The sequence below is a fragment of the Mycolicibacterium phocaicum genome (genome assembly GCF_010731115.1).
Taxonomy (GTDB): Bacteria; Actinomycetota; Actinomycetes; order Mycobacteriales; family Mycobacteriaceae; genus Mycobacterium; species Mycobacterium phocaicum.
Genome location: NZ_AP022616.1, coordinates 5781712 through 5807919, shown reverse-complemented (window position 1 = coordinate 5807919; position 26208 = coordinate 5781712). Strand labels below are relative to the sequence as shown.

28 protein-coding genes are annotated in these 26208 nt (G+C 65.6%); 15 read left to right on the top strand and 13 right to left on the bottom strand.

The features are described from left to right. Positions 1-172: 172 nt before the first annotated feature. The 4 genes from G6N46_RS27975 to G6N46_RS27960 all read left to right on the top strand — a co-directional run bounded on the left by G6N46_RS27975 (position 173) and on the right by G6N46_RS27960 (position 3540). Positions 173-655 carry a hypothetical protein gene (locus tag G6N46_RS27975; RefSeq protein WP_131808865.1) on the top strand — a complete coding sequence of 161 codons (483 nt, stop codon included), beginning with the start codon at positions 173-175 and terminating at the stop codon, positions 653-655. Then, positions 652-1146, top strand: coding sequence for a hypothetical protein (locus tag G6N46_RS27970; protein ID WP_061004763.1), 495 nt, complete (start codon positions 652-654; stop codon positions 1144-1146). Before G6N46_RS27975 ends, G6N46_RS27970 begins: the two co-directional genes overlap by 4 nt. Before the next feature lie 118 nt (positions 1147-1264). After that, positions 1265-2941 carry a cytochrome bc1 complex cytochrome b subunit gene (gene qcrB, locus G6N46_RS27965; protein WP_163693261.1) on the top strand — a complete coding sequence of 559 codons (1677 nt, stop codon included), beginning with the start codon at positions 1265-1267 and terminating at the stop codon, positions 2939-2941. A 29-nt stretch (positions 2942-2970) separates the two neighbouring features. Beyond that, a complete protein-coding gene (locus G6N46_RS27960; RefSeq protein WP_061006360.1) occupies positions 2971-3540 on the top strand; it encodes a nitroreductase family protein in 570 nt (189 codons plus the stop codon). A 102-nt stretch (positions 3541-3642) separates the two neighbouring features. Here the strand turns inward: G6N46_RS27960 and G6N46_RS27955 are convergent, their stop codons facing one another. Continuing rightward, on the bottom strand, positions 3643-4212 hold the full coding sequence (locus tag G6N46_RS27955; protein ID WP_135357279.1) for a carboxymuconolactone decarboxylase family protein: 570 nt from the start codon (positions 4210-4212) through the stop codon (positions 3643-3645). A 66-nt stretch (positions 4213-4278) separates the two neighbouring features. Here G6N46_RS27955 and pdxR point away from each other — a divergent pair, with 66 nt between their 5' ends. Together pdxR and G6N46_RS27945 are read left to right on the top strand one after the other, a co-directional pair. Next, a complete protein-coding gene (gene pdxR / locus G6N46_RS27950; RefSeq protein ID WP_322790408.1) occupies positions 4279-5703 on the top strand; it encodes a MocR-like pyridoxine biosynthesis transcription factor PdxR in 1425 nt (474 codons plus the stop codon). Positions 5704-5769: 66 nt separating this feature from the next. Further along, positions 5770-6207 (top strand): hypothetical protein, encoded by a 438-nt coding sequence (locus G6N46_RS27945; RefSeq protein WP_061006357.1) that lies wholly within the window; start codon positions 5770-5772, stop codon positions 6205-6207. Here G6N46_RS27945 and G6N46_RS27940 read toward each other — a convergent pair. The 5 genes from G6N46_RS27940 to G6N46_RS27920 form a co-directional block, all read right to left on the bottom strand. Beyond that, entirely contained in the window at positions 6188-6676 is a 489-nt protein-coding gene (locus tag G6N46_RS27940; RefSeq protein ID WP_061006356.1) for an MBOE_33420 family protein, read from the bottom strand. The genes G6N46_RS27945 and G6N46_RS27940 overlap by 20 nt on opposite strands. A 95-nt stretch (positions 6677-6771) precedes the next feature. Continuing rightward, positions 6772-7296, bottom strand: coding sequence for a hypothetical protein (locus tag G6N46_RS27935; RefSeq protein ID WP_061006355.1), 525 nt, complete (start codon positions 7294-7296; stop codon positions 6772-6774). 307 nt (positions 7297-7603) lie between these two features. Further along, the gene (locus G6N46_RS27930; RefSeq protein ID WP_133428280.1) at positions 7604-8119 is read right to left on the bottom strand and encodes a hypothetical protein; all 516 of its coding nucleotides are present in this window, start codon (positions 8117-8119) and stop codon (positions 7604-7606) included. Beyond that, positions 8112-8690 carry a hypothetical protein gene (locus G6N46_RS27925; RefSeq protein WP_133428279.1) on the bottom strand — a complete coding sequence of 193 codons (579 nt, stop codon included), beginning with the start codon at positions 8688-8690 and terminating at the stop codon, positions 8112-8114. The genes G6N46_RS27930 and G6N46_RS27925 overlap by 8 nt, the downstream gene beginning before the upstream one ends. A 173-nt stretch (positions 8691-8863) precedes the next feature. Next, positions 8864-9262, bottom strand: coding sequence for a hypothetical protein (locus G6N46_RS27920; protein WP_133428278.1), 399 nt, complete (start codon positions 9260-9262; stop codon positions 8864-8866). A gap of 536 nt (positions 9263-9798) precedes the next feature. Here G6N46_RS27920 and G6N46_RS27915 point away from each other — a divergent pair. Further along, positions 9799-10335, top strand: coding sequence for a helix-turn-helix transcriptional regulator (locus G6N46_RS27915; RefSeq protein WP_174814097.1), 537 nt, complete (start codon positions 9799-9801; stop codon positions 10333-10335). A gap of 112 nt (positions 10336-10447) precedes the next feature. On the opposite strand, the gene G6N46_RS27910 is transcribed toward G6N46_RS27915, so the two are convergent. Then, entirely contained in the window at positions 10448-11059 is a 612-nt protein-coding gene (locus tag G6N46_RS27910) for a TetR/AcrR family transcriptional regulator (RefSeq protein ID WP_110767723.1), read from the bottom strand. Positions 11060-11145: 86 nt separating this feature from the next. On the opposite strand from G6N46_RS27910, the gene G6N46_RS27905 reads away from it, so the two are divergent. Together G6N46_RS27905 and G6N46_RS27900 are read left to right on the top strand one after the other, a co-directional pair. Continuing rightward, positions 11146-12252 carry a DmpA family aminopeptidase gene (locus G6N46_RS27905; RefSeq protein WP_138249950.1) on the top strand — a complete coding sequence of 369 codons (1107 nt, stop codon included), beginning with the start codon at positions 11146-11148 and terminating at the stop codon, positions 12250-12252. Continuing rightward, positions 12249-13670 carry an APC family permease gene (locus tag G6N46_RS27900; RefSeq protein ID WP_138249951.1) on the top strand — a complete coding sequence of 474 codons (1422 nt, stop codon included), beginning with the start codon at positions 12249-12251 and terminating at the stop codon, positions 13668-13670. The genes G6N46_RS27905 and G6N46_RS27900 overlap by 4 nt, the downstream gene beginning before the upstream one ends. A gap of 68 nt (positions 13671-13738) precedes the next feature. Here the strand turns inward: G6N46_RS27900 and G6N46_RS27895 are convergent, their stop codons facing one another. Further along, positions 13739-14410, bottom strand: a complete 672-nt coding sequence (locus G6N46_RS27895) for a Crp/Fnr family transcriptional regulator (protein ID WP_163693259.1) — start codon at positions 14408-14410, stop codon at positions 13739-13741. 236 nt (positions 14411-14646) lie between these two features. Between G6N46_RS27895 and G6N46_RS27890 the strand changes: the two genes are divergently transcribed. Beyond that, positions 14647-14799, top strand: a complete 153-nt coding sequence (locus G6N46_RS27890) for a hypothetical protein (protein WP_163693079.1) — start codon at positions 14647-14649, stop codon at positions 14797-14799. Between the two features lie 121 nt (positions 14800-14920). Here the strand turns inward: G6N46_RS27890 and G6N46_RS27885 are convergent, their stop codons facing one another. Both G6N46_RS27885 and G6N46_RS27880 read right to left on the bottom strand, forming a co-directional pair. Next, entirely contained in the window at positions 14921-15796 is an 876-nt protein-coding gene (locus G6N46_RS27885) for a glycoside hydrolase family 16 protein (protein WP_138249953.1), read from the bottom strand. Positions 15797-16042: 246 nt separating this feature from the next. Then, entirely contained in the window at positions 16043-16645 is a 603-nt protein-coding gene (locus tag G6N46_RS27880; protein ID WP_138249954.1) for a TetR/AcrR family transcriptional regulator, read from the bottom strand. Between the two features lie 44 nt (positions 16646-16689). On the opposite strand from G6N46_RS27880, the gene G6N46_RS27875 reads away from it, so the two are divergent. Both G6N46_RS27875 and G6N46_RS27870 read left to right on the top strand, forming a co-directional pair. Then, positions 16690-17847 (top strand): phosphotransferase family protein, encoded by a 1158-nt coding sequence (locus G6N46_RS27875; protein ID WP_138249955.1) that lies wholly within the window; start codon positions 16690-16692, stop codon positions 17845-17847. Further along, entirely contained in the window at positions 17847-18962 is a 1116-nt protein-coding gene (locus G6N46_RS27870; protein ID WP_061006343.1) for an Rv3169 family protein, read from the top strand. The genes G6N46_RS27875 and G6N46_RS27870 overlap by 1 nt, the downstream gene beginning before the upstream one ends. A 76-nt stretch (positions 18963-19038) precedes the next feature. Here the strand turns inward: G6N46_RS27870 and G6N46_RS27865 are convergent, their stop codons facing one another. The 3 genes from G6N46_RS27865 to G6N46_RS27855 all read right to left on the bottom strand — a co-directional run bounded on the left by G6N46_RS27865 (position 19039) and on the right by G6N46_RS27855 (position 21278). Continuing rightward, a complete protein-coding gene (locus G6N46_RS27865) occupies positions 19039-19407 on the bottom strand; it encodes a DUF4345 domain-containing protein (protein WP_082762067.1) in 369 nt (122 codons plus the stop codon). 74 nt (positions 19408-19481) lie between these two features. Continuing rightward, a complete protein-coding gene (locus G6N46_RS27860; RefSeq protein WP_138249956.1) occupies positions 19482-19682 on the bottom strand; it encodes a hypothetical protein in 201 nt (66 codons plus the stop codon). 123 nt (positions 19683-19805) lie between these two features. Further along, positions 19806-21278 (bottom strand): acetyl-CoA acetyltransferase, encoded by a 1473-nt coding sequence (locus G6N46_RS27855; protein ID WP_138249957.1) that lies wholly within the window; start codon positions 21276-21278, stop codon positions 19806-19808. Between the two features lie 231 nt (positions 21279-21509). Here G6N46_RS27855 and G6N46_RS27850 point away from each other — a divergent pair, with 231 nt between their 5' ends. The 3 genes from G6N46_RS27850 to G6N46_RS27840 are packed head-to-tail and all read left to right on the top strand — an operon-like array spanning position 21510 to position 26198. Then, on the top strand, positions 21510-22613 hold the full coding sequence (locus G6N46_RS27850) for an acyl-CoA dehydrogenase family protein (protein ID WP_138249958.1): 1104 nt from the start codon (positions 21510-21512) through the stop codon (positions 22611-22613). Between the two features lies 1 nt (position 22614). Then, positions 22615-23808, top strand: a complete 1194-nt coding sequence (locus G6N46_RS27845) for an acyl-CoA dehydrogenase family protein (protein ID WP_138249959.1) — start codon at positions 22615-22617, stop codon at positions 23806-23808. Between the two features lie 5 nt (positions 23809-23813). Next, positions 23814-26198 carry a CaiB/BaiF CoA-transferase family protein gene (locus G6N46_RS27840; RefSeq protein ID WP_138249960.1) on the top strand — a complete coding sequence of 795 codons (2385 nt, stop codon included), beginning with the start codon at positions 23814-23816 and terminating at the stop codon, positions 26196-26198. The last annotated feature ends 10 nt before the right edge of the window (positions 26199-26208 follow it).

The window sequence follows — 26208 nt, the reverse complement described above, 5'->3', positions numbered from 1 at the left end:
GAGAGCAGGCGCGAAGTGGCACCCAGCACGACGGACGCACCGGATGCGCGGTCGTGGCGGAGCGCTCCACCGGCACCCCAGCACAGCCGCGACCGCATCCACCGAGTGGTACCCGGTTTCGCCACGAAACTGGCCCCTGACAAGCGGCCAATCAGTACCTAGCCTCGTAGACATGGCGACGGAGTTGGCAGTTGGGCATGCCCGCCAGGTGAGCCTGGCGGGCGTCGCACTGCCTCCGCGCCTCCAGCAGGCCGACTACCTCGACGTCTTCGAAGTCACCGTCGCCGAATCCGACACTCGCACACCTGAGATGCTGGCGCGGGAAGCGCTCGAGCAGTCGGCACCACCCATCCGCGAGGGAATCCGATTCGCACACAAGGCATTCCTGCTGTTCCAGCTCGCGCCGGCGAACTCACCGCAGCATGTCCTCGGGTGGCGCATCGCGGAATCGACATCCGATGCCGTTCGCCTGGAGGCTGATTCGCCGCTGATGGAAGGAACCTTGATCCTCCGGCGAGCGAATGCCTCGACAGGCCAACTCATCACCGCGCTGCACTACAAACACCGGCGGGCTGCGGCGGCGATCTGGCGGGCCATCGGCCCCATCCATCGCACGGCCGCCCCGTACCTGATGAACAAGGCGGTCATCCGGTGATCGGTGACCGTTGGGGCGTCACCGACGCCGAGACTCAGGCGCACTATGGCTGTGACAACTACGTCGCCAACCCATCACTCGAGGCGTGGCGCGGAGTGACCGTGAACACCACACCAGAACGGTTGTGGCCGTGGGTTGTTCAGGTACGCCTGGCGCCGTACTCGTATGACTGGATCGACAACCTGGGCCGGGAATCACCGCACGAGCTGCACAACCTGAACGATCCACGGCCGGGTGGTCCGTTCACCGCCAGCGCCGGCCGGCCACTGGGCAAGGTGCTTTCGGTGGAGCATCAGGTGGAGTTGACGGCGCAGATCATGAGCGCTCACATGTCCTATCGGCTCACCCCGGTCGACGAACACAGAACCCGGCTGGTGCTGAAAGTTACTGCGCCGCAATCCTGGCGACTCGCCGCTCCCCTACTCAGCGTGGGCGATCTCGTGATGGCACGGCGGCAGCTGCTCAACTTCAAGCAGCTCGCCGAAAAATAGCGCCTCCCATTTTGTGATACAGGTCACAGTGTGGACCTGTCACAAAACGAGCTCCAGATGCATCTAAGAGGTAAGGCGTTCATCGCAAAGGAGGCAGGACATGAAGGCCGGCTCGGTCATGCGAACGCAACGACAGTCGCGGGCGTCGAATCCCCCTGCCGTCCAGGGGAATGCGATCGACTCGCGGTACCACCCGTCGGGGGCGGTGCGCCGGCAGCTGAACAAGGTCTTCCCGACGCACTGGTCCTTCCTGCTCGGCGAGATCGCCATGTACAGCTTTGTGGTCCTGCTGCTCACTGGCGTGTACCTGACGTTGTTCTTCGACCCGTCGATGACTGAGGTCATCTACAACGGCGTCTACCAGCCGCTGCGCGGCGTGCAGATGTCGCGCGCTTACGAATCCGCCCTGGAGATCTCGTTCGAGGTCCGCGGTGGCCTGTTCGTCCGCCAGATTCACCACTGGGCCGCGCTGATGTTCGCCGCATCGATCATGGTGCACATGGCACGGGTGTTCTTCACCGGAGCCTTCCGGCGCCCACGCGAAGCCAGCTGGGTGACGGGTGCGTTGCTGCTGATCCTGGCCATGTTCGAGGGTTACTTCGGCTACTCGCTGCCCGACGATCTGCTGTCCGGTATCGGTCTGCGCGCCGCGCTGTCCTCGATCACCCTGGGCATCCCGGTCATCGGCACCTGGATGCACTGGGCCCTGTTCGGCGGCGACTTTCCCGGGCAGACCATCATCCCGCGTATGTACGCGCTCCACGTATTGATCATTCCCGCAATTATTTTGGGGCTGGTCGCCACGCACCTGATCTTGTTGTGGTTCGGCAAGCACACCCAGTTCCCGGGTGCCGGCCGCACGGAGAAGAACGTCGTCGGTGTCCGCGTCATGCCGGTCTTCGCCGTCAAATCCGGCGCGTTCTTCGCCATGGTCACCGGAGTCCTCGGCATCATGGGTGGTCTGCTGCAGATCAACCCCATCTGGGAACTCGGCCCCTACAAGCCCTCGCAGGTGTCCGCCGGCAGCCAGCCCGACTTCTACATGATGTGGACCGAAGGCCTCGCCCGCATCTGGCCGGCCTGGGAGTTCTACCCCTTCGGCCACACCATCCCCGCTGTGGTCGCGGTGGCATTGATCATGGGTCTGGTCTTCACGTTGCTCGTCGCTTATCCCTTCATCGAAGCCAGGGTTACGGGCGATCATGCCCACCACAACCTGCTGCAGCGTCCGCGTGACGTGCCGGTCCGCACCGCCATCGGTGCCATGGCCATCGCGTTCTACATGGTGCTCACCCTGGCCGCGATGAACGACATCATCGCGCTCAAGTTCGACATCTCCCTCAACGCCACCACCTGGATCGGCCGCATCGGCATGGTCGTCCTGCCCGCCATCGTCTACTACCTCACCTACCGCTGGTGTGTAGGCCTGCAGCGCAGCGACCGCGCCGGCCTCGAACACGGCATCGAGACCGGCATCATCAAGCGCCTGCCCCACGGCGCCTATGTCGAGCTGCACCAGCCCCTGGGCCCGGTCGACGACCACGGCCACCCCATCCCGCTGGAATACCAGGGCGCCGCACTGCCCAAACGCATGAACAAGCTCGGCTCCGCCGGCTCCCCCGGCACCGGCAGCTTCCTGTTCGCCGACTCCGCCGTCGAACAAGCCGCCCTCGCCGACGCCGAACACGCCGCCGAGCACAAGGCACTCACCGCCCTCAAGGAGTACCAGGAACGAGATCTCGCCCAACGGCTCCAACGGGCATCACTAGTCTGCAGCAGGCCACATTGGTTGTGAAACAAGGCGTTTCCGCTCATGATGCTGGTGTGACCGAGTGTGACAATGCCGCGGCTGACGGAGTTCATCCCCTCCTGGTGGAGCGGTTCAGCCCGGTTTCGTTCGATCGAACCGCGTTCCTGAGTGAAGCACAGGTCGACGTGCTACTCGAGGCCGCCCGGTTGACGCCATCGGCAGGGAACTCGCAACCGTGGATGTTCATCGTGGGTCGCCGGGACGACCCGGTCCACTCGCGGATCGCGAAACACCTCGCCCCCAGCTCGGCGCGCTGGGCTCTCGATGCCGCACTGCTGGTCGTGAATCTGGCTCACATCCTCGTCGAAGACACCGACTGGGAGTTCTCTGAATTCGCGCGATACGACCTCGGACAGGCCGTGGCGCACATGACGATTCAGGGACTCCTCATGGGTCTCGGTGCACACCAGTTCCGGGCCTTCGATCGTGACGCTGTCGCGCGCGAGTTCGATGTCCCGGCCGAGTGGGAGGTGACATCGATGACGGCTCTGGGCCCGGCGGGGCGCTCGCCGAGCGAAGAGGCGGAACCTTCCCCGCGCCGGGCTCGGCTGTCGCGACGCGAAATCACCTGGGCCAGAGCGTAACCGAAAATGCCTCGTGAACGTTCACTCGGCGCAGACGCTCCGCGAGTTCGAGTATGAAGGCCCTGCGCGCCCCGCCAACGTGAGGCCGCGACGGCCAAGCCGTCACGCGACGGAATCGTCTGTGCCCCTTCGGAGCTCGGGCTGCGGGATCAGGCACAGCGTTCCGTCCGCCGTGTCCATCGGCCGAATACCCAGCCCCTGGTTTAGGCGACCACGCTGGTTCTCCCAAGCGACTTCCGCAGCGATCTCCATCAGCTGCGCCTTGCTGAGGTGCGTGAGCAGCTCCTCACGCAAGCCTTCGGAGAGGATCGCAGGCGTGCGAGACATCTCTTCGGCGAATTGAATGCAGAGCTTCTCAAGGTGAGTGAACACATCGCTGTCGCGGTAGTTCACCAAGGCGATCAGTTTCTCCTCCGAGAACCCCTCACTCCGGCCGAGGGTGTCCGAAATGTCGATGCAGAATTCGCAGTGCGTCAACATCGCCGCCTTGATCCCCGCGAGCAGCTTCAGTTCGGTGGGCGCCCGACCACTGAACAACAGCGCCATTTCGTAGAGCCCATTCGCTGCCGCGATGAGCGGACGTCGGATCAGCCAACCCGGGAGGTCCCAACGGTTTTGGCGGGACTTCGCCAGGACCGCAAGGTGTACCCAGATGCGCTTCAGAATTCTCACGACGCGTTCTCCTCGATTCCGTCACCAGCGCACGGCGGCTGCGGTATAGCCTCATGTTAGGTCGCCATTGGACGCAAGTTAGGAACCAATATTTCAGTTGAATCGGGTACCACTTCAGGTCCGGAGCTGCTCATCGAGCTGGACCGAACCAGTGGTGCCGACGCGCTGCATCGCCAGCTGACCGACGGCCTACGGGACGCGATCCGGACCGGTCGGCTCACACCGAAAACCCGACTGCCCTCCAGTCGCGTGCTCGCCGCAGACCTCCAGGTGTCGCGACGCCTCGTCGTTGACGCGTACAGCCAGCTCGTCGCCGAGGGCTTCCTGCAGAGCCAACAAGGCTCTGGCACAACGGTTGCCGCTGTCGACACGACCACCAGGGTGTCGCATCCGTCGAGTCCAGACCGCCGAACATTCGACATCGACTTCGCACCCGGCGTGCCCGACCTGTCGAGCTTCCCCCGGCACGGCTGGCTGCGCGCGCTGCGTCAGGGGCTGTCCTCCATCGAATCCCCGTCGCTCGGATACGCCTCCCCCAAGGGCCTACCGGACGCCCGCGCCGCGGTGTCGGACTACCTGCGGCGCACCCGTGGCGTGCTGGCCGATCCGCAGCGCGTCGTGTTGTGTTCCGGAGCGACGCAGGCCGTCGCGCTACTGGCTCAGGTGCTACGACATCGCACCATCGCGATGGAGGATCCCGGATTCTGTTTGCACCGCATTGTTTTCCGCCACCACGGCGTTGATCCCGTCCCCATCCCGGTCGACGACGACGGACTCGACGTCACGGCACTCGCGAACACCGCGGCATCGACGGTGCTGGCAACCCCGGCCCATCAATCCCCGACCGGCGTCGTGCTGTCCCCCGCCCGCCGCACCGCGCTGCTCGAATGGGCGCGGGCGGGCAATCTCGTCATCGAGGATGACTACGACGCCGAATACCGCTACGACCGCGCACCCGTCGGCGCGCTGCATGCCCTGGCTCCCGACCGCGTCGTCTACCTCGGCTCGGTGAGCAAAACGCTGGCCCCCGGCTTGCGGCTCGGTTGGATGGTCCTGCCCCCGGACCTTGTCGGCCCCGTCGTATCGGCGAAAAGTCTTGCCGATACTGGTAGTTCCGTCATGGATCAACTCGCCTTCGCGACCCTGCTCCGGTCCGGCGACTACGACCGGCATCTGCGGCTCATGCGTCGCCGCTATCTGGCCCGGCGCAACTGCCTGCTGCGGGCGCTGCGCGAACACCTGCCAGAAGCCTCGGTGCTCGGTGCCGCCGCCGGTGTCCATCTCACGGTGCGTCTGCCCACAGACTGCGATGTCGACGACATCGTGCGCAAGGCCGCCAACCAGCGGGTGCGCATCGATCCGCTCTCGTGGTGCTACACCGAACCTGCCTGCGCTCCAGCGGGATTGATTCTCGGTTACGCCAACCTCACGGAATCACAGATCGACACCGGGGTACGGGCCATCGCCGCCGCGGCCGGCCGCCCGACGTAAGTGGTACCCGATTCTGGTCACGCAATGGCGCCTGACACTGGGCCATTGCGCGCTTAGTCTCGAGGAATGACGACGCAGACACCGTTGCGGATCGTATTGGTCACCTGCGCGATCCTCGGCTTGATCACGCTGGCCCTGGGTATCTGGGCGTTCGTCGCACCGATGTCGTTCTTCGAGGTTCTCGCACCGTTCGAGCCCTACAACCGCCACTTCCTGCATGACGCGGGCGTCCTGCAGATCGGCGTCGGAGTGGCGATGTTGCTGGCCGCGGCTCGGCGGTCGCCCGTAGAGGTAGCGCTCGGCGGCTTCATCGCGTTCGAAGCGCTCCACGTCGTGTCACACGTGATCGACCGGGATCTTGGCGGCCGGCCTGCCTTCGACATCACGGCACTGTCGATCCTCACCATTGCCGGCGTCGCCGCATTGATCGCCGGTCGACGGCAGCGCAGCAACACGTCCGAGCCCGAACGGCCAATCCAGCCGACTAGGTCGGCGTCAGGGTGAATAGCAACCAGTAGGTTCCGGCCCCGTCACCGGGGCAGCCCGGCGCTGCCACGGTGAACGTCCGCTCCCCGGTGAAACTGCCGTCACCATTGGGCTTCAGGAAATCGGACCGGAATGCCGTCACCGCAACGCCATTCGGGCCGCAATGGAACGGGTAGTCTCCCGATGATTCCCAGCGGTCACCCGTCCACCGATAGTCGAACAGCGCCGGCGCATTCGGATTCTCTTTGAGCTCAGTCACTCTCAGCCAGTGCGCAACACAACCGCCGGCGTCGCACACGGTCCGGAACAGGGCCGCCTGGGTCGACGGGTCCGATGTATCCGGGCGCCCATTGAACGTCTGACGCGAATGATCGAGAAACGTGTCGTAGCTGCCGTACAGCGGCACCGGTTCCGGGCGATCGGCGTGCGCTTGCGGCACGGCCACCAACAACGCCAAGGCCGGGGCGAGAGAGATTTTCGGCAGCATGACTTTCAATAGCACACTGCCCTGAGCTCTGGGGTCGATCTCGCTCAGCCCAACCGCAGCCCTACGTCACGTCGGTCTCAGCTGCCACAGAACTGCTAGCACCGGATCCGCCACCGATCGACCGTGTTGCGCAACGTGTATGTGTGCCACGAATCTCCGTGCAGCAGCACGGTGACCTCGCTGGGACCCGATGGTGGGTAACCGATACCGGATTCGTCGAAACAGGTGGTGTCGACGTCGTGGCCCACGAACACGCTGACACCGATCACACCAGATGGACCTACCAGCAGTTGACGCTCGGGATTACGGCGGTCACCGATGGCCAACAGCCCGCTGGCGATATTGAGCCGGCCATCAAATGCGCGGACACCAAGCCCTCCGGTGTCCCAGCCAGAGAACACGCGGACCCGGATCAACCGGCCGACGACGTCGCACTCGCCGGCACTCATGGTTCGTACCCACAGTGCCTGCTGCACCGGCGCGGGTTCGGGGTCGATATCGGCCTGTATATAGGTGCCCGTAATCCCCTGTACCCCAGCATCTTCAACGACTACGACGCCGCGGTCGGGTGCGATCATGATGTCGCACAGCAGCTTGTTCGCCGCCGTTCGTGCCGCCACGTCTCCTCTTTTCACAGCCGCATTCACTCTCTCTCGACCCCCGCACGACCGCGCCTCATGCCGAGCGGTGACCGATGCTGCTCAATCCACCCATGGATCGTCCGCGAAGTACTGCCCAGAATCGTGCGGACTTCTCCGGTCGGCCGCTTCTCCCGGTTTGCGAGCGGCTGTGGTGATCACGGTCCACAACACCATCGGTATCGATGCGAGACACTGCAGAATCCTCGGCACGTCCCGAAACACATTGACCTCCTAGGCTCTTCGGGTGATATCGGCGGCGTCAGGCCCTGTCACGCCTGGCGGCCCGTCACGCACTGGTCGAAATCGACAGTGCGGCCGCAAATTCGAGAAGTCGTTCCATTTCTTCCTGACCGTCGTCTGCGTTCTTGTCGAAGAGGTAGCACTCGACGTAGTGCTGACTGTCCTCGGGAGTGGTTCGGGTCGTGCTGTTGACTATCGGCGTGTACAGCCGCAGGCGTACCGACACCAGCTCGTGAGAGCCGTCAGGCATGACGTCGTAGTCGGTGTGCACGGCCTGATCACTGAGCCGCGACAACAGCACCGTCCGCACCGAGGACTGGAACATCGGGTGCGGCAACCGATCATCGTGGCCGGCGCATTCAGTGTCAGAGCCGTGCCACAGGATCAATCGTCGACCGTCGGTGACCGCGACTTCTTGCCATGCGGGGCGCTGCGTGAGCACGAATGAGTAGGCAGTGTCGAAGTTGATGAAGGCGCGCAAGTTGTTCAGCGCCGCTTCGGGATTACGGACGCCGAGCATTACCGCCTGCTGAAGATGTCTGTGCGATGCCCAATCAGCCATGTGCGGCTAGCACCCTTCCGAACTGAATCAGCCGTTCCATCTGCGCTCGTCCGCCGTCGGTCACAGACTTCGTGAACAGCAGCTCCTCGCTGAAAGACTCGGTCCTCGACGGGGTCTTGGCGAGGGCGTAGTCGGTCGTCGTGGTCACCAGCCGCAGTTCCACACTGTGCAGCGACCGTCCGCCACGGTGATCGATGCGGTACCCGACCTTGAGATTGCGGTCAGTCAACGCGGACAACGGAATCGAGCGCAGCGTCGATGTCAGCAAGGGTTCGCCAGGCTCGGGATCGTCGTCGTCGGTGAGTTCATCGTCGCCCATCCACAGCAGCAATGTCCGGCCGTCGGTCACCGCAACCTCTTGGTACAACGATTCACGCGAATCCTTCTCTTCGAGCGTGCGTTCCATGACGAACGCCTTGATCGCGGAGGGATCCATCACCCGGTACAACGCTTCCAGCGCGATCGCCGGATCGCGCAGGTACGCCTCCGCCGCTTGCACCAGGTCGGAGTACGGGGCCCAATCCTGATGGGTGTCCGGCCCAAAAGGGCGGTTGCGTGATAGTTCAGTCATCGACGTCAGCTCCCGGAAGGCGCCGACGCCCGCGGCGCTTGCTTCACCTTCGTCGGTGAGAAATCACCCATGACCACATCCCCCGTCCAGCAGACCGACCTCCGCACACCCGTCGCCGATGACGAGCCTGTGCAAGGTGTAGTCGGGAATCAGCAGCAAAACCGAACGGTGATCTAGGTCACAACGGGCGGCAGGCCTGGCGGGACACCTCTGCGGCCACGCCGCCACGAGATGCGGCTCCACCGCGTGCTGTTGACGGCGCGGGTGTGCCAGGACACACCGTGCAGCAACAGGGTGATCTCACTGGGCCCTGATGCGGGGTAGCTGACGCCGGAGTCATCGAAATAGACAGCGTCGATGTCGTGGGCGACGAACACGCTGACGCGTATCACTCCCGGCGGCCCAACAAGTAGCTGGCGGTCTGGGTTTCGGAGTTCGCCGGTCGCCACGATTCCGCTGGCAATGTTCAGGTGCCCATCGAAGGCGAGGACACCGAGGCCGCCGGCGTCCGAACCGGAGAGTACGCGTACGTATACGCGTCGGCCGACGACGTCGCATTCGTGGACATTCATGGTGTGCACCCACAACGCCCTGTGTACGGCCTCTGGGGCGGGCGCGATTTCGGCGTGCACGTATGTGTCTGAAACATTTGCCGTTCCAGCATCTTCGATGACGACGACGCCGCCATCGGATGCGAGCGCGGTTTCGCACAGTAGCCAGTTAGTTGCGGTTCGCACAACCAAACCCTTCTTCCAACCACCACATGTGGCAGCCACACTTCGTAGACAGATCGCGATCCCGGCGTTGACTCGGACCGCAGATCATCGATGAAACACCTTCCGCGACAACAGGTGTGCCAGCGTCATGGCGTTCTGGTGCCGCGTATGGTGCCGTAGCGGATCCGACGACGTGCTCGGCTCGGGCCGCGTTGCGGCGGCGCCGCAGTCCGTGGAGTACCGTCTGCGGCTCCACCGAACCAGCAGTCAACCCCGATGCCGCACCCCCGGGCGGTCATCACCAGGCGCTTGCACGCCACCCAACCAGCCCCTCCCGCCGAGCGGGCGATGGATCGTAAGTCCCTGCACCACAATCAAATCCGGGAGAGTTCATGGCTGCCAGGAAGCACCGCGGAATGTCGGTCGATGTCGACGCGTTCACCGAACGGTTGAATCGATTATTCGCAGTTGTCTACCCGCCCGGGCGCGGCCCCTATCGCAATGTCGAGGTGACGGAGGCGCTGGCCGGCCGCGGATACCGGCTGTCCGCGCCCTACCTGTCGCAACTACGCAGCGGGGTTCGCAGCGGGCCGTCCGCTCGGACTGTGGAGATGTTGGCCGAATTCTTCGGTGTTCGAGTCGAGTACTTCGACACCGACAGCGGCTACGCCCGCGCCGTCGACGCAGACCTCGACTGGCTGAGCCTCGTTCACGACCAGAGCGTCCGCGAACTCACCACCGCGCTCATAGCGGTGGCGCCCGCCGTGCGCGACCAGCTCCTCGACTCGGCACCACGCACCACGAGTCCCGACTCGACAGCGGTGGACTCCCGGTACCACGACACCGACCAAAAGAGCCCAATCACGAACGGCGGCAACATTTGCAGTCGACGCGAACTCCGACGCCACCCTGAAAGGAACAGGGCATGACGTCTCAGCAACAGCCGGGCATTTGGGCCCGGATGGCGATGTTCTGAACCCGTGGTGGCAACAAAGGATCCAGCCGAATGAGCAGTTCGCCGACCAGTAATCGGCCTGCAGCTCAGTCGATTTCGGGAAGCGGCACTCCGACCACAAGCTCCGCATACTGGCGCATCAGCCGCAGCGCCGTCGTCCGGCTCAGATCCGGATCGCGTGCGGCGATCCGGTAGCCGAAGTAGTCCTCCATCGACATCAAGGTCATGGCGATATCACGCGCCGGGTGCAGCAACCGGAACACCCCGCTCTCCTGGCCGCCCGACAGTAGATCGGCGTAAAGGCCGACCTGCCGGTGATAAATGCCCTGCACGTCGCTGCGCCGGTCAAGCTCGAAGCCGGCCGACAGCACGGCCCGCCAGATCGCACGCCACTCGGCGTCCTCGGGCCCAGTGGGCAGGCCGGCAGCCATCGTCATCACCAGCTGCTCGCGGACGTCGGCCGATGACCGCTGCAACTCAAGCCGCGCGTCGTAGAACCGCACGTCGGAGCGCAGCGCCAGCTCGGAGAGCAACTGCGTCATGTCTTTGAAGTAGTACCGCACCGCGTTGGTGGTGAGCCCCAGCTCCTCGGCGACATCGGCCAGTTTGAGGGTGGCCAGGTCGTGTCGCTCGATCAGTGCGATCGCGGCGTCCATGATCTCGCGACGCCGCTCCTCCTGCTTGTTGGGCCGGGCCATGGCACCAATCTTGCCCGTTCTATTGCGAGACGTGGAACGCGGGCGCATAGTTCTTTTCCAATTAGGAAAAAAACTCGGGAGAAGCAATGCGTGCCAGAGATCTCGGCGTGGTCATCGGGGAACATCCCACCGGCCCGGCCAACGCCATCACCGACGTCAAAGGCGTGCGGGTCGGGCACACAACCCTGAAGCACGGCGGCGTCAACACCGGCGTCACCGTCGTCGTTCCGCATGACGACATCTGGACCGAGCCGCTGTTCGCCGGTTCGCACCGCCTCAACGGCAGCGGTGAACTCACCGGCCTGGAGTGGATCCGCGAATCCGGCGAGCTCACGAGCGCGATCGGGCTGACCAACACCCACAGCGTCGGCGTCGTGCGCGACGAACTGGTGGCCGCCCAGGTCCGCGCCCGTGGCGCAGGCCTCTACTGGTCACTGCCGGTCGTCGGCGAAACCTACGATGGCCTCCTCAACGACATCAACGGCTTTCACGTCCGTCCCGAGCACGCCCGCCAAGCGCTCGAGGCGGCGTCCACCGCACCGCCCACTGAGGGCAACGTGGGCGGCGGCACCGGGATGATCTGCCACGGCTTCAAAGGTGGCATCGGTACGGCGTCGCGCAGCACCGAGACAGCCGCCGGGCAGTACACCGTCGGGGTCCTCGTCCAGGCCAACCACGGCCGGCGGGAACGCCTCCGGATCAACGGCGTGCCGGTCGGCGAACTCATCGGAGCCAGCCAAGTGCCGCTGCCCGACCTGCCCAAGCAGTACGCCCCGGGATCGGGCTCGATCATCGTCATCATCGCCACCGACGCCCCGCTACTCCCCCATCAGTGCACCCGATTGGCGCAACGCTCGGCGCTGGCGGTGGGTCGCCTCGGCGGCACCGGCGAGCAGTACAGCGGTGACCTGATGCTCGCGTTCTCGACAGGCAACCGTGGAATCCCGCCGTACGCGTGGGACGAGGACGCCTCCACTGCACACCCAGAGGTGGCCCTGCGGATGGTCGCACCGCAGCTGATGACCCGGCTGTTCGACCTCACCATCGAGGCCACCGAGGAGGCGATCGTCAACGCGATGGTCGCCGCCACCACGATGACCGGACACAACGGTTTCACCGCCCACGCCATCGACCACGATCTGCTGCGCCACGCCTTGGACCCCAATACCTCTGCACTCGAGGAGATTTCATGACCACTGCACCGGCCGAGACGGAGAAACGGCGGCTTTCCGGGCGCCTGGGCCCCGTCGGCATCGTCTTCATGGTGGTCGCGGCTGCCGCCCCGCTGACCGTGATCGGCGGCAATATGCCGTTGGCAATGGGCCTGGGCAACGGCGCCGGCGCCCCCGTGGGATTCGCGATCGCCGCCCTGGTGCTACTGGTCTTCAGCGTCGGCTTCGTGACCATGACGCCACACGTCCCCGAGGCCGGGGCGTTCTTCTCCTACGTGACCGTCGGCCTGGGCGAGCGCATGGGCAAGGGCATCGCGGTCGTCGCGCTGATCGCCTATACCGCCATCCAGGTCGGCATCTACGGCTACATCGGATGGGCGATCTCTGACACCGTCGCCCACTATCACGGGCCGGTAATCGCTTGGCCCGTCTACTCATTCGTCGTGCTGGTGATCGTCGCCGTGCTCGGCTACCGGCACATCGAGCTGAGCGCCAAGGTCCTCGGCGTGGCGTTGGCCCTTGAGATCGGCATCGTGGTCGTGTTGGACACGGTGATGGTCGCCAAACCCGGCCCGGCCGGTGTCACTTTCACGTCCTTCGCACCCGCCACCTTCACTCAGGGCACCCTCGGCATCGCCATTCTGTTCGCCCTCACCGGGTTCATCGGATTCGAGGCCACCGCCGTGTTCCGCGATGAAGCCCGCGATCCCGAGCAGACCATCCCGCGGGCCACCTACGCCGCGGTGATCATCATCGGCGCCTTCTACGCCATCACGGTGTGGGCGTTCGTGGTGGCCGTCGGGCCGGATCAGGTCGCCACCGTGGCGCAGAAAACCCTTGCTGGCGAAGGCAATATGCTGCTGGACACCACTGGCGACATGTTGGGCATCGTGGGCCGCGACATCGTCAACGTGCTCCTGCTGAGCAGCCTTTTCGCCTGCGTGCTGTCCTTCCACAACGTGATCGCGCGCTATCAGTTCGTGTTGGCCGGCAAGGGCCTGCTGCCCGCACGACTGGCCACCGTGCACGACGACCACGAATCACCGTCGTTCTCTTCGCTGGTGCAAACCGCCACCGCCGCAATCATTGTCGCCCTACTGGCGATCCTCGGCATCGATCCGCTGGTCGGGGTGTTCGGCTCGATGGCCGGCGTCGCAACGGTCGGCATGGTCCTACTGATGCTGACCACTTCGGTGGCAGTGCTGGTGTTCTTCCTGCGTAACCGAGAGCTGAGGACAGACCATTTGTGGACGACGCGCATCGCTCCGGCGTTGGCGGTGCTCGGTCTGCTGGGCAGCCTGTGGCTGGTGCTGTCGAACTTCACCCTGGTCACCGGTGGCAGCGCGACGCTCAGCACGGTTCTGGCCGCGATCCCGTTCCTCGGGCTCGTCGTCGGATTTGTGGCCTGGCGACCGTCGCGGGCGCTGTCGGCCAACTAGATGGCAGAACCCGCTCGGCGATAACCAAGGCACCCGCCTCGAGCCGGTCACGCCCGCGCATCCCGACATCATCTCGCGCGCTTGGCCAGAGCCGCTGGATCGACAATGCAGATCGCCTTGCCTTGCATACGAATCCAGCCCCGATCGACAAACGTCGCAAGGGCCTTGTTGGCCGACTCACGGGTTGAGCCCGCGAGTTGGGCAAGTTCGATCTGGTTAAGCTGATGGTCGACACGCAGTGTCCCGTGGTCGGATTCTCCGAATCGGTTGGCCAGGTCGAGGAGCAGTGTGGCCAGGCGCCCGGGGACGTCGTTGAACGTCTGATCGCACAGCTTGTTGGTGGTTCGGCGCAGACGACGTGCCAGCAGACGAAGCATCTGTTCAACCGCCTCGGGTTCCTGGCTCATCCAGGAGCGCAGTGCTGTGCGGGTCATCGTCGCGGCGCGCACGGCCGTGATTGTGGTGACGGTCGATGTGCGGGGGCCCGGGTCGAGGAGGGCGAGTTCACCGAAAACATCGGAGGGCCCAAGAACGGCGATCAGGCTGTCGGACTGACTGCTCGCGCATGCGACTTTGACTCTGCCGGAAGTGATGATGTACAGCCGATCACCGGCATCCCCCTCACGAAACACGTTGTGCCTCTGCGGAAATGACACCCAGTCAAGTTGGTCGACCGCCGCGGCCAGAACATCCGGCCCGACGCCGTGGAAGATGCTGGCGCGCGCCAACGCCGCATTTATCCCAGGCCCATCCTGGCCGCTGCCATCCCTAGACACTATGCACGCTCACGTTATCCCCCATTTTGCCGTCGCCGCCGTGCCGCGCACTTTCCTAGATTACCTATCTGGTTTGCCCACATTGGCCGGCGAGCGTACGGGTTGACGCGCCAGTCGGCTTATGCGATTGTTCGCGATATTGAGTGAAAGACCAAGCGAGCCGGGGGGCTTGGGACTGGTCTTCACAGGGGGATCTATACATGGCCGCATTTGGAGTGTCCGCGCGCCGCCTGATGACGGCGTCGACAGTGTTCGCTGCATCCGTCGTGGCGTGCGTATGCGCTGCGGGTGTGGTGATCGCCGATCCGCAGCCGATGCCGGACAGGTGGACGCAGGTTCTGGCGCGGTGGTGATCGAAACCGATGGCACCCAAGGCTTCCCCGCGCACGTCACGCTCAGTACCGCAAGAGCCAGCGATCATGGGCCGGCCCAAAGAAAGAGACCTGGCAACACCGACCACCGTCGGCGCGTTGATCAGAAGACGCGAATCCAGTCGATCAGCATCTCGGCGGGGTAATTGCCGCCGGCGGGCTCGCGCCCGCCAGAGCCACCGATAGCAAGGTTGAACACCGGGGCCAAGGTGTAGCCCGGATCGTTGAAGGGCCAGTCGTCCAACGAATTGGCCGGCACCGTGAAAAACGGCTCTTGCCCCGGCGCGTAGTCCTTCCAGAAGTACATGCCGGTCGGCTGCCAGGTCATCCGCCAGGTATGCCACCCGCTGTCGATCGGGTGCGGATCGGTGGCGAACGACGTGCCGTCCAGCCGGGCGTGCACCGTTGTCCCCGATGGCCAGTCTCTGTTGCCATACCACTCGACCAGGTCGACCTCACCGCCGCGGGCCGGATCGTCGTTGAGCAGCCAGAAGGCCGGCCAGGCGCCGTCGGTCAGGCAGTTCAGCTTGATCCGCGCCTCCCAGGTGGTGCCGACCCCGCCGCGCCAGTTTCCGACCACCTTGGCGCTTGCATAACGCTCCTGAATGTTCGCGCCCGGACCACGGGTGGCCCGAATGACGAGGTTGCCCTTGCCGTCCTGGAACACGTGCTCCTGATCGGTCACGTAACGGCCCATGTTGTAGGGCTGGTCCCATTCGACGGGATTCCGGATGACCTCGCGCTCAGGCACGATGAACCACCACGCCGGATCCGGCGGTGCCCCCGCGGGGCCGTTGAATTCCTCCCGGAACAGCATCGCCGGGCCTGCCGACGAGCCGGCGGGCGCAGCGGGCGCGGCCCCCGGACCAGTAACCGGACCTGGGAAAACGGGCAGCGGGTCGGCGTCAGCCTTCGCGGCACCCAGCACTGTGGTAACCGCGCCCAGGCCCATCATCATCATGATCCTGCGACGATCCATAGCCGGCACACCAGCAATCGTAGGCGACGCACCGTCGCGAGACCGCTAACCAAGCAACCCAATTGCAGGAGTGTTCGTGCTCGCCGCCCCGGTGGACGTCCACCGCTATTCGTTACCAACAGCCCGGGGGCCGCTGATGACGGTGTTCAGAACAGCGCGCGGCAACACCGAAATCACGTCCATGGCAACTGGCATGGTGATTCAAAGGCGTTGGCGTTCAAGAGCTTCCGAGCGAAACCGTCAACCTCAGCTGATCACACCATGCGTCACGATGGCCGCCGTCTCGTCGACCCACAGCTCGTCGAGTTCGCTCTCGGGATGCAGCAGCATCCGCAACATCGTGGCGCCACCGATGATTTCGATGAGCCGCTCGGGTTCGACGTCAGCCTGGACCTCGCCGCGCTCGATGCCGTGCTCGAGCCGCACCCGCACCACGTCGAACAGCCCGTGGAAGCGCGCGACGACCCGGGCGTTGAGTTCCTCGTCGGCGCTCATGTCGGCCATGAGCCCCGGAAGCGCGGCCCGCACCGCGGGGCTGGTGAACACGTCGCGCGCCGCGGCGATCATGGCGCGGATGTCGCCGACGATGTCCCCTTCTGGAGTGTCCAGTGCGGACGGCGTCGTCGGGAACGCCGCTTCGTGCACCAACTCGGCCTTGCTCGACCACCGGCGGTACAGCGCCGTCTTCGTCGTTCCCGCACGTTCGGCAATGGCCGCCATCGTCAGATTGGCGTAGCCGACCTCAGGCAACAGTTCGGCGGCAGCGGTCAGCACTGCCGCGTCGATCCGTGGGTCACGAGGTCGTCCAGCGCCAGAGGGCTTGTCAACCGGTTGCAGGTCTGATTTCATAACGCTACGCATCGTATCGTAATTATCTCGGGAAGGAAGGTTCAGTGCCGAACCAACCGGCGGAAGGCTCCGTCACGGTCGAAACGAACGTCGAACATATTCAGCGCTCCAGCCGCGATGTGACAACAGTTCCGGACATCCTGTCACAGTGGCTGTCCACAGTGATGGAAGGCGGCATCAAGCCGGACATCACCGTCGAGAGCGGTATCGATTCCAACGGAATGTCCTCTGAGACAATCATTCTCACGGGCCGCTGGACCGAGGACGGCACGCCGGTGGAGCAGAAGTGGGTCGCCCGCGTCGCGCCGACCACCGAAGACGTCCCCGTCTTCTCCTCCTACCGCCTGGACCACCAGTTCGACGTCATGCGCCTGGCCGCCGAGCTCACCGACGTCCCGGTCCCCCGCGTCCGCTGGCTGGAGAACACCGGAGAGGTCCTCGGTTCGCCGTTCTTCCTGATGGACTGCGTCGACGGCGTGGTCCCGCCGGACGTCATGCCGTACACGTTCGGCGGCAACTGGTTCGCCGACGCCACCCCGGAGCAGCAGCGCACGCTGCAGGACAGCACGGTCGAGGCCATCGCCAAGCTGCACTCGATCCCCGATGCGGAAAAGACCTTCGGTTTCCTGCAAGAGATCGACCCGCCCGGCGACACCGCACTGCGTCGGCACTTCGGCTGGCTCAAGGACTGGTACCAGTTCGCGGCGTCGGGCCTGGGCCGCTCGCCGCTGGTCGAGCGCGCCCTCGTCTGGCTCGAGGAGAACTTCCCCGAGGACGTCGCGGCATCCGAATCGGTTCTGGTGTGGGGTGATTCGCGCATCGGCAACGTGATGTACCAGGACTTCCGGCCGTCCGCGGTGCTGGACTGGGAGATGGCCACCGTCGGCCCGCGCGAGTTCGACGTTTCGTGGATCATCTTCGCGCACAAGGTGTTCCAGGAGTTGGGCGGGCTGGCCGGGCTGCCCGGGCTGCCGGACGTGCTGCGCGAAGAGGACGTGCGCGCGGCCTACAAGAACTTCACCGGCATCGAGGTCGGCGACCTGCACTGGTTCTACATCTACTCCGGCGTCGTGTGGTGTTGCGTATTCATGCGCACCGGCGCCCGCCGTGTGCACTTCGGCGAGATGGAACAGCCCGAGGACCTCGAATCGCTCTTCTACCACAAGTCTCTGCTGGAGAAGCTCCTGGAAGGAACCGCCTGATGCTCGGCCCCATGGACGAATATCCGATCCACCAGGTCCCGCAGCCCATCGCGTGGCCGGGATCCAGCGACCGGAACTTCTACGACCGCTGCTACTTCAACGCCCACGACCGCACCGGTGACATCTTCGTCATCACCGGCATGGGCTACTACCCCAACCTCGGGGTGAAGGACGCCTACTTCCTCGTCCGCCGCGGTGACACCCAGACCGCTGTCCACCTGTCCGACGCGATCGACCAGGACCGGTTGAACCAGCACGTCGTCGGCTATCGCATCGAGGTCACCGACCCGCTGCACCAGGTGCGCATCGTGCTCGATGAGACGGAGGGCATTGCCGCGGACCTGACGTGGAACGGCCTGTTCGACGTGGTGCAGGAACAGCCGCACCTCATGCGGCAGGGCAACCGCGTCACGCTGAATGCGCAGCGCTTCGCTCAGCTGGGTTCGTGGAGCGGCACCCTCGCCATCGACGGTGAAGACATCAAGGTCAGCCCGGACACCTGGATCGGTTCGCGTGACCGGTCCTGGGGCATCCGCCCCGTCGGTGAGGCCGAGCCGGCCGGGCGCCCGGCGGATCCACCTTTCGAGGGCATGTGGTGGCTGTACGTGCCGATCGCGTTCGAGGAGTTCTCGCTCGTGATGATCATCCAGGAAGCTCCCGACGGCTTCCGGTCGCTCAACGACTGCAGCCGCGTCTGGAAGGACGGACGCGTCGAGCAGCTCGGCTGGCCGCGCGTGAAGATCCACTACGTCTCCGGTACCCGCATTCCCACCGGTGCCACCATCGAGGCGACGGCGCTGGACGGCACCCCGGTCCGCTTCGATGTGGAATCCAAGCTGCCGGTGCCGATCCATGTGGGCGGCGGCTACGGCGGTGACGCCGACTGGCTGCACGGCATGTGGAAGGGCGAGAAGTTCACCGAACGCCTTACCTACGACATGACCGACCCCGGGATCATCGCGCGCTCCGGCTTCGGCGTCATCGACCACGTCGGGCGTGCGGTGTGCCATGAGGGCAACAAGCCGCCCGCCGAAGGCTGGGGCCTGTTCGAGCACGGTGCGCTCGGCCGCCACGACCCGTCGGGCTTCCCCGACTGGCTGACCATGGCCCCCTAGATTTGCGCGGCTTCCCCGGCCGCGCAATAGAAATGTCCCCGGCACAACGGCGTGCCGGGGACATTTGTCTTGTTCGCTATGCGGCCCACAACAGAGACGCCGCCAGAATCACTTCGACGATGCCGTAGAACTGGTTGGGGTAGAACGACGTTCGATCACCGGCGAGCGCCGCGCACACCCGCCCGAATGCCATACCGAGCAAGGCCACGCTCACGGTGACCACGATGCCGATACGGATCTGCTCCGGCGCCGCGATGGCGTATCCGAGGATCGCCGCGATGGCCAATCCGAAACCACCATAGACCGCCCGCACCTCGGCCCGAGATGCCGCTTCGCCCAAGGTGATTCCGAATGGTCGCAACATCTCCGCCGGTGCGGTCAGGGCCCGCACGCCCATGCCCGCAAAGAACACCGCATTGACGCCGACGACGACGTTGGACGCCACTGACACCGCTACCTCCTGACGACGGACAGACAATCAGCATGACGCACGCGAGTCATGTCGTCAGGCGAAAAGGCTCAGAGCCGCCACATTTCGCGTTCGGTGGCGGCCTGCTCGAATGCTCTGTGGCGGAATGTCTCCGGCTGGCGCACTTTCGCGGCCAGATGCAGTCTGGTCACGAACGCGGTGGTCTTGTCCGACCACCAGTGCGCATCGCGGCCGCGGCGGGGTGGAAGCCAACTGACGCAGCGTCGGTAGCCATCTCGGTATCCCTTCACGAACTCCGACAATGCTTTTGAGATCGCACACCTGGGCGACGGGCAACGTCGGCACTAGTGCACAGATTCAGCGAGGGAGGTCGTCGATCTATTCCCTGCGGCGCACCGTTGTTCGCTGTCGGCTTACTCCAGCCCGGCGGTGCCGTCCGGTTTGACGGTCACGGCAGCTCCGGCGAGGTCTTCGCGAGTGCTGGCCTCGGCTTGCGAGGCATCGGCGATCACCGCCAGCGCCCGGCTACCGCTGGGTGTGCGGACCGAGACGAACACCTTCTCGGGGACGCCGTCACGGGTGACCGGTGTGGTCCAGGATTCCACGGTGCCGGTGCCCGACCAGTCGTCCTCGGCCACCACCGTCGGCTCGGCATCGACCTCCGATTGCACATCCTCCCAACGGAATTCGTGCGCAGGCGGCTGCGTGCTGTAGACACCGAAGCTGTGCTTGGTCAGGTACCCGCCGTTGGCGGTGATCAGGCCGACCTGACCCGGATTGGCCACCAACTGCTCGGCCATGGTGGCGATCGAATGCGACACGTAGTTGTTCCACGGGCCGCCGGCGAACGTCAGACCACCGGTCACCGTCAGCGGCCGCGCCGCATCATCGAGGCCCAGGCCCAGTTCGCGGGCCGCGACCTGCACCGCCGACGGGAAGCACGAGTACACGTCGACCGTGTCGATGTCGTCGATGCCGAGGCCGGTCAGCTCCAATGCCCGGCGACCCGCGATCCGGATCGCCGGTGAACCGGAGAAGCTCGCCCGCTCCCCGATGAGATAGGTGTCGTGGGCGTCGGTGCCGGCGTACGGGAAGACCCAGCGCTCCTTCGGAATCTGCAGGGCTTCCGCCTTGCCCACCGAGGTCAGGATCAGGGCCGCGCCTTGGTCGACCATGTTGTTGGAGTTCATCAGCTTGGTGTACGGCCAGCTGATCATCCGGTTGTCCGGACCCGGCTGCCAGATCTGCTCGGCAGGCACCGCCTCCCGGCTCCACGCATGCGGATTGCCCGCGGCGACCTGACTGAACCGCGCCCACAACTCGCCGATCCGGCGCCGGTGCTCCTCCGGGGCCTCCCCCGCGGCGATCCGCAGCGCCTGCTCGAACATCGGGTACACATGCGACGGCGCCACCAGCCCGATCCGAAGTTCGGCGGGCCCGGCCATGGTGAACTCGGGGTCACTGGGGGCGAGCGGCACCGACTGGTCCTGCTCGGTGCCGGTCAACCGCTCACCGCGCGCCTTCAACCGCGTGCGCGTCCGCCAGGTCTCGCCGCCGGCGATCAGCACCACGTCACTGCGGCCCTGCTGGATGTCCAGACATGCCTGGTTCACCAACGATTGCGGCACGTTGCCGCCGATCGGGGTGTAGCGCGTCACGGCGCCGGGGGCGCCGATGCGCTGCGCCAGCAACAGGCCCGGATCGCGGTAGCGGACGGACAGCAGGTTGACGATCCGCACGGCGTCGACGGCCTCGAGGACGCGCGCATCGGCGGCTTCTCGCGCCGCCGCCTCCATCAGGTCGACCGGCTCGCCACCCGGGTTCTCGTCGTACTGGTTGACCTGGCCGTAGCCGACGAGCACCGGGGTTCTGGGATCAAGTGACACTGATATTTCCTCTTCTGGCGCCGGACCTTCACCGGGATACCTCCACCTTGGCGGGCTGCGGCCGTCGCTGTAAACGACCAGCACGGAAACCCACACATGAGCGTTCAGGACATCCAGTGGCCCTCAGGTCCCGCAGATGTCGCATGAGGAAACGGACAGGTGTCGCACAATGCGATTTACAGGGCGGCGGCGTGCACGTTGCATGGACCTGACATGCAGAAGGGTGAACACATGACGATGAGCGTGGCCGAACGCGCCGAACTCGCCGCAGCCGTCAAAGACCTCCTCAGTGAGCATTGCACCGAAGCCGACGTCCGCCGGGTGATGAGCACCGACAGTGGATTCGACCGCGACCTGTGGAACAAGCTGACCGCCCAGGGCGTCGCGGGCCTGATCGTCGACCCGGAATACGGTGGCGTAGGGCTGGGCGCGCAGGAACTCGAGGCGGTCGCCGAGGTCACGGGTGCCGCCTTACTTCCTGCCCCGTTCCTGTCGAGTGCGGTCTTCGCCACGGCCTTGATCCAGGCTGCCGGCACCGACGACGACAAGGCGCGGCTCTTGCCCGCGTTGGCCGAGGGTTCCTCGATCGCAACCGTGGCAGCCACCGGGTCCCGGGGCACATGGGCACCGGATGGTGTTGCGGTTCAGGCAGTTCGGCACGGTGACGGGCACCAACTCACGGGCGCCGCACATTATGTGCTCGACGGGCAGATCGCCGACGTCATCATCGTCGTCGCGAAGGCCGACGAGGGCATCGCCATCTTCGAGGTTGCCCCGGACGCGGCCGGCTTCGACCGAACCGCCGCAACAGTTTTCGACGCCACGGTCCGACTGTCGACGTTCACCTTCGACCGGACCCCGGCCCGTCGCATCGGCACCGGAGGCTGGGCGGCCGTCGAACACGCGTTGTCCCTCACGGTGATCGCCCTCGCCGGGGAACAGGTCGGCGGGGCCCGACACCTGTTCGATGTCACCGTCGAATACCTCAAGACCCGTATCCAGTTCGGGCGGCCCATCGGCAGCTTCCAGGCGATCAAGCACATGGCGGCCGACCTGCTGTTGGAAGTCGAATCCGCCACCTCGGCCGCACAGCACGCGGCCGCGCAATTCGATACCGACCCGACCGACGCGGACGGCGCCGTCGCGTTGGCCGGATTCGCTTGCGCCGAGGCCTATCACACCACCGCCATGCAGTCGATCCAGATGCACGGCGGCATCGGCTTCACCTGGGAGCACCCCGCGCATCTGTTCCTGCGCCGGGCGCGCACCGGCCGTCAACTGTTCGGCAGCTCACGTGATCATCGTGAGCGCTACCTGGCAGCGAAGGGCGCCTGAGATGAGCACCACCGCACCGAATCCCGCTGACCTGCGTACCGAGGTACGCGACTGGCTCGCGCAGAACTGGACCGCGTTGCCGCCGTCGGACGACCCCTGGGTCAGCTCGCCCGAGGAAATCGCCTGGCGGGAAAAGGTCCTCGACGCCGGCTACGCCGTGCCCACCTATCCGGCCGAGTGGTTCGGCCGCGGCTACCCGAGCAAACTCGCCGCGGTGATCCACCAGGAGTTCCGCGCCGTCAAGGCCACCGGCGCCTGTCAGGACAAGCACAACATCCCCGCCAACACCCTGTTCGCGTTCGGCTCGGACGAGCTGAAACACCAACTGCTACGGGACTTTCTGACCGGGGCAGCGCGCACCTGTCTGCTCTACAGCGAGCCCGGCGCCGGATCGGACCTGGCCGGCGTGAGCACCACCGCGATACGCGACGGCGACCGCTGGGTGGTCAACGGCCAGAAGGTGTGGACCTCGGGTGCGGCGACGTCCGAGTACGGTCTGCTGATCGCGCGCACCGACTGGGATGCACCCAAGCACAAGGGCATGAGCTACTTCATCATCCCGATGCGTCAGCCCGGCATCGAGGTGCGGCCTCTCGTGCAGATCACCGGTGAGGCGCATTTCAACGAGGTGTTCATCTCCGACGCCACGGTTCCGCACGCGAATCTCATTGGTGGAGAAGGGAACGGCTGGCGCGTCCTGCAGACCGCCCTGGCATACGAACGATCCATCATGGGCGACGGTGGACGCGGATCGCGCAACAAGTCCAAGGCCGACAGCCTCGTGGAACTGGCCCGCGAGCACGGACGCCTCGATGACGCCGCCCTGCGGGAGCGGCTCGCGGATGTGCTGGCGTTGCGAGAACTCAACCGGCTCAACAATCTTCGCGCCAAGGCCGCCACCAGCCAGGGCACGTCGAGTTCGATCATGTCGCTGGGCAAGCTGGCGATGTCACGCATCCTGCACTCCGAGGCGGCGCTTAAGACCGAGATCATCGGAACCGAATCACTGTTGGCGGGCCCCGACAACCCCGAGGCCGACGACGTGAACTTCCTTTCGCTCAACGCGTTCTTCACCTCGATCGGCGGCGGCACCGACCAGATTCAGCGCACCATCATCGGCGAGCGTGTCCTGGGGCTGGCGAAGGAACCCGAACCCGACCGCGACATCCCGTTCCGCCAGGCGCGGCGCAGTTGACGAACATGGCCTACGACCCACCGCTGTCAGGTATCGAGATTGTCGACCTGACCGCCGGACCGATCACGGCCGTCGGCCGGCTCTTGGCCGATCTCGGCGCCCACGTCACGTCGGTGCACCTGGCCGGCGTGACGCCGGCGGACACCACCGGACCGCGCATCGACGGGGTGCCCATCGGCACCGCCATCAACCGCCACGGCCTCCCCACGGTCGAGATCGATACGTCGACACGGGGCGGGCGGCAGGCGTGGGCCGATCTGGTGGCGACCGCAGACATCCTCATCGAGAACACCCGCCCGGGGTCGGCAGCCGAGAAGTCCTTGTCGGTCAAGCAGATTCACGCCGACCATCCGGCGTTGGTCATCCTGTCCATCAGTGACTTCGGCCGCGATACGCGTTACCGCGACTGGCAGGCCACCACTCCGGTACTGCACGCGTTGACCAGCGAGCTGTCCCGGTCGGGCATCCCGGGACAGACGCCGCTGGTCCCGCCGAGCGCGGACCTGCCGTATCACGTCGCCGCGGCCCAGGCCGCTTTCTTCGCCCTCTGCGTGTTTCTGGATCGGCTCCGCACGGGCACAGGCGATCTCATCGACTTCTCGGTGCTCGAGGGTGCGATGCAGACCCTCGACCCGCCATTCGGTACGGCGAGCAGCGCGGCGGCGGGCGTGCCCATCAGCGAACAGAAGCGCGACTGGATCGCCGAGCAGCAGCGCTACCCGATCTTCAAATGCAAGGACGGCCACGTCCGCATGTGCGTGTTGGCAAAACGCCAGTGGCAGGGCATGTTCGAGTGGATGGGACGGCCCGCGGAATTCGCGGACCCGAAGTTCAACAGCCTCCGCGAGCGTCTCGCGTCCGCGACTCTCTTCGGCGCCATCGAGCAGTTCTGTGCCGACAAGACCCGCGCCGAGCTTGAACTGGCCGGACAGCGGCACGGTGTGCCGACGGCCGCGGTACTGAGCCTGGCCGAGGCGCTGTCCACCGAACAGGTTGCCGCGCGCGGCTTCTTCCGCGATACCGAACTCTCCCCCGGGCTGACGGCACCCGTGCCGGTCGGCATCGTCGAGATCGACGGGCACCGGGCGAGCAGCCTCAACATCGAGGAACCGAGTCACCGTCGCCTCCGCGACGCGCCAATCCTCACCGCGCGCGAACGCGGCGAGCTCGGGCTGCCGCTCGAGGGGCTGCGGGTACTGGACCTCGGCGTCATCGTCGTCGGCAGCGACACCGGCCGCCTGTTCTCCGACCTCGGCGCCGACGTCGTCAAGGTCGAGAATTCCGCCTTCCCCGACGGGCTGCGCATCAGCCTCACGCGGATGACACAGGCCTACGCCGCCGGCCACCGCAACAAGCGGTCGATCGGCATCGACTTGCGGTCCGCGGAAGGCCGGGCGCTGGCACACCAGCTGGTAGCGCAGTCCGACGTCGTGCTGAGCAACTTCAAACCCGGTGTGGCAGCTGCGCTCGGCATGGACTTCGCCACGCTGCGGCAGGTGAATCCGGGCATCGTCGTCGTCGACAGCTCGGCGTACGGAGCCACCGGACCGTGGGCGAAACGACTCGGCTACGGCCCGTTGGTTCGCGCCGCCGCGGGCTTCACGAAGCTGTGGACCTATCCGGATGACCCCGAGGCCTTCTGCGACACCGTCACGGTGTACCCCGACCACGTGGCGGCACGGATCGGGGCGTTGAGTGCCGTCGCGCTCCTGCTCCGCCGGGAACGCAGCGGTGGCGGTGGATCGGCGAGCATCGCGCAAGCCGAAGTGATGCTGAGTCACCTGGCCGACGACATCGCCGGCGAGGTGCTCAGCCGCCGCGGTCATACGCGCGACGACCAGCCGGCGCAGGACGCACCGTGGGGCCTCTTTCCCGGCGCCGGCGACGACACCTGGATCGCGGTCACCGTCCGCGACGACGCCGACTGGTCCGCCCTGTGCGAGGTGATCGACCGGCCCGATCTCGGTGCCGATGTGGAGCTGGGCTCGCGAGCGGGCCGGGATCGTCAGCGCACGCGGCTCGACGCGGCACTCGGCGCGTGGACGTCTCGGCATGCGCCGGCGGACGCCATGACGAAGCTGCAGGCCGCAGGCGTCCCGGCCGGAGCTGTGCTGCACGCCGTCGAGGTCCCCGCCTGGGACTACTACGTGGAGCGACGCGCGTTCCGGGAGGAACTGCATCCGCACGGCACCGCACCGTTCATGATGGAGAACGTGCAAATCCATGCTGACCTCATCCCCGATCCACCGCTGGGGCAGGCGCCGCTGCTCGGGGAACAGACCCGCGAGCTCGCGGGCGAACTGCTCGGCTTGGACGACCAGAAGATCGATGATCTGATCGCCCGTGCCGTTCTCGAAGTACCTGCGGCGGTAGAACATTCGGGACGGTAACCGACGCACC

What these genes read in the sequence shown, in the direction of transcription:
- G6N46_RS27975 (WP_131808865.1), top strand. Translation starts at nt 173, where the DNA reads ATGGCGACGGAGTTGGCAGTTGGGCATGCCCGCCAGGTGAGCCTGGCG.
- G6N46_RS27845 (WP_138249959.1), top strand. Translation starts at nt 22,615, where the DNA reads ATGAGCACCACCGCACCGAATCCCGCTGACCTGCGTACCGAGGTACGC.
- qcrB (WP_163693261.1), top strand. Translation starts at nt 1,265, where the DNA reads ATGCGAACGCAACGACAGTCGCGGGCGTCGAATCCCCCTGCCGTCCAG.
- G6N46_RS27945 (WP_061006357.1), top strand. Translation starts at nt 5,770, where the DNA reads ATGACGACGCAGACACCGTTGCGGATCGTATTGGTCACCTGCGCGATC.
- G6N46_RS27850 (WP_138249958.1), top strand. Translation starts at nt 21,510, where the DNA reads ATGACGATGAGCGTGGCCGAACGCGCCGAACTCGCCGCAGCCGTCAAA.
- G6N46_RS27930 (WP_133428280.1), bottom strand. Translation starts at nt 8,119, where the DNA reads ATGGCTGATTGGGCATCGCACAGACATCTTCAGCAGGCGGTAATGCTC.
- G6N46_RS27905 (WP_138249950.1), top strand. Translation starts at nt 11,146, where the DNA reads ATGCGTGCCAGAGATCTCGGCGTGGTCATCGGGGAACATCCCACCGGC.
- G6N46_RS27925 (WP_133428279.1), bottom strand. Translation starts at nt 8,690, where the DNA reads ATGACTGAACTATCACGCAACCGCCCTTTTGGGCCGGACACCCATCAG.
- G6N46_RS27910 (WP_110767723.1), bottom strand. Translation starts at nt 11,059, where the DNA reads ATGGCCCGGCCCAACAAGCAGGAGGAGCGGCGTCGCGAGATCATGGAC.
- G6N46_RS27870 (WP_061006343.1), top strand. Translation starts at nt 17,847, where the DNA reads ATGCTCGGCCCCATGGACGAATATCCGATCCACCAGGTCCCGCAGCCC.
- G6N46_RS27885 (WP_138249953.1), bottom strand. Translation starts at nt 15,796, where the DNA reads ATGGATCGTCGCAGGATCATGATGATGATGGGCCTGGGCGCGGTTACC.
- G6N46_RS27940 (WP_061006356.1), bottom strand. Translation starts at nt 6,676, where the DNA reads ATGCTGCCGAAAATCTCTCTCGCCCCGGCCTTGGCGTTGTTGGTGGCC.
- G6N46_RS27890 (WP_163693079.1), top strand. Translation starts at nt 14,647, where the DNA reads ATGGCCGCATTTGGAGTGTCCGCGCGCCGCCTGATGACGGCGTCGACA.
- G6N46_RS27920 (WP_133428278.1), bottom strand. Translation starts at nt 9,262, where the DNA reads ATGAATGTCCACGAATGCGACGTCGTCGGCCGACGCGTATACGTACGC.
- G6N46_RS27915 (WP_174814097.1), top strand. Translation starts at nt 9,799, where the DNA reads ATGGCTGCCAGGAAGCACCGCGGAATGTCGGTCGATGTCGACGCGTTC.
- G6N46_RS27840 (WP_138249960.1), top strand. Translation starts at nt 23,814, where the DNA reads ATGGCCTACGACCCACCGCTGTCAGGTATCGAGATTGTCGACCTGACC.
- G6N46_RS27900 (WP_138249951.1), top strand. Translation starts at nt 12,249, where the DNA reads ATGACCACTGCACCGGCCGAGACGGAGAAACGGCGGCTTTCCGGGCGC.
- G6N46_RS27880 (WP_138249954.1), bottom strand. Translation starts at nt 16,645, where the DNA reads ATGAAATCAGACCTGCAACCGGTTGACAAGCCCTCTGGCGCTGGACGA.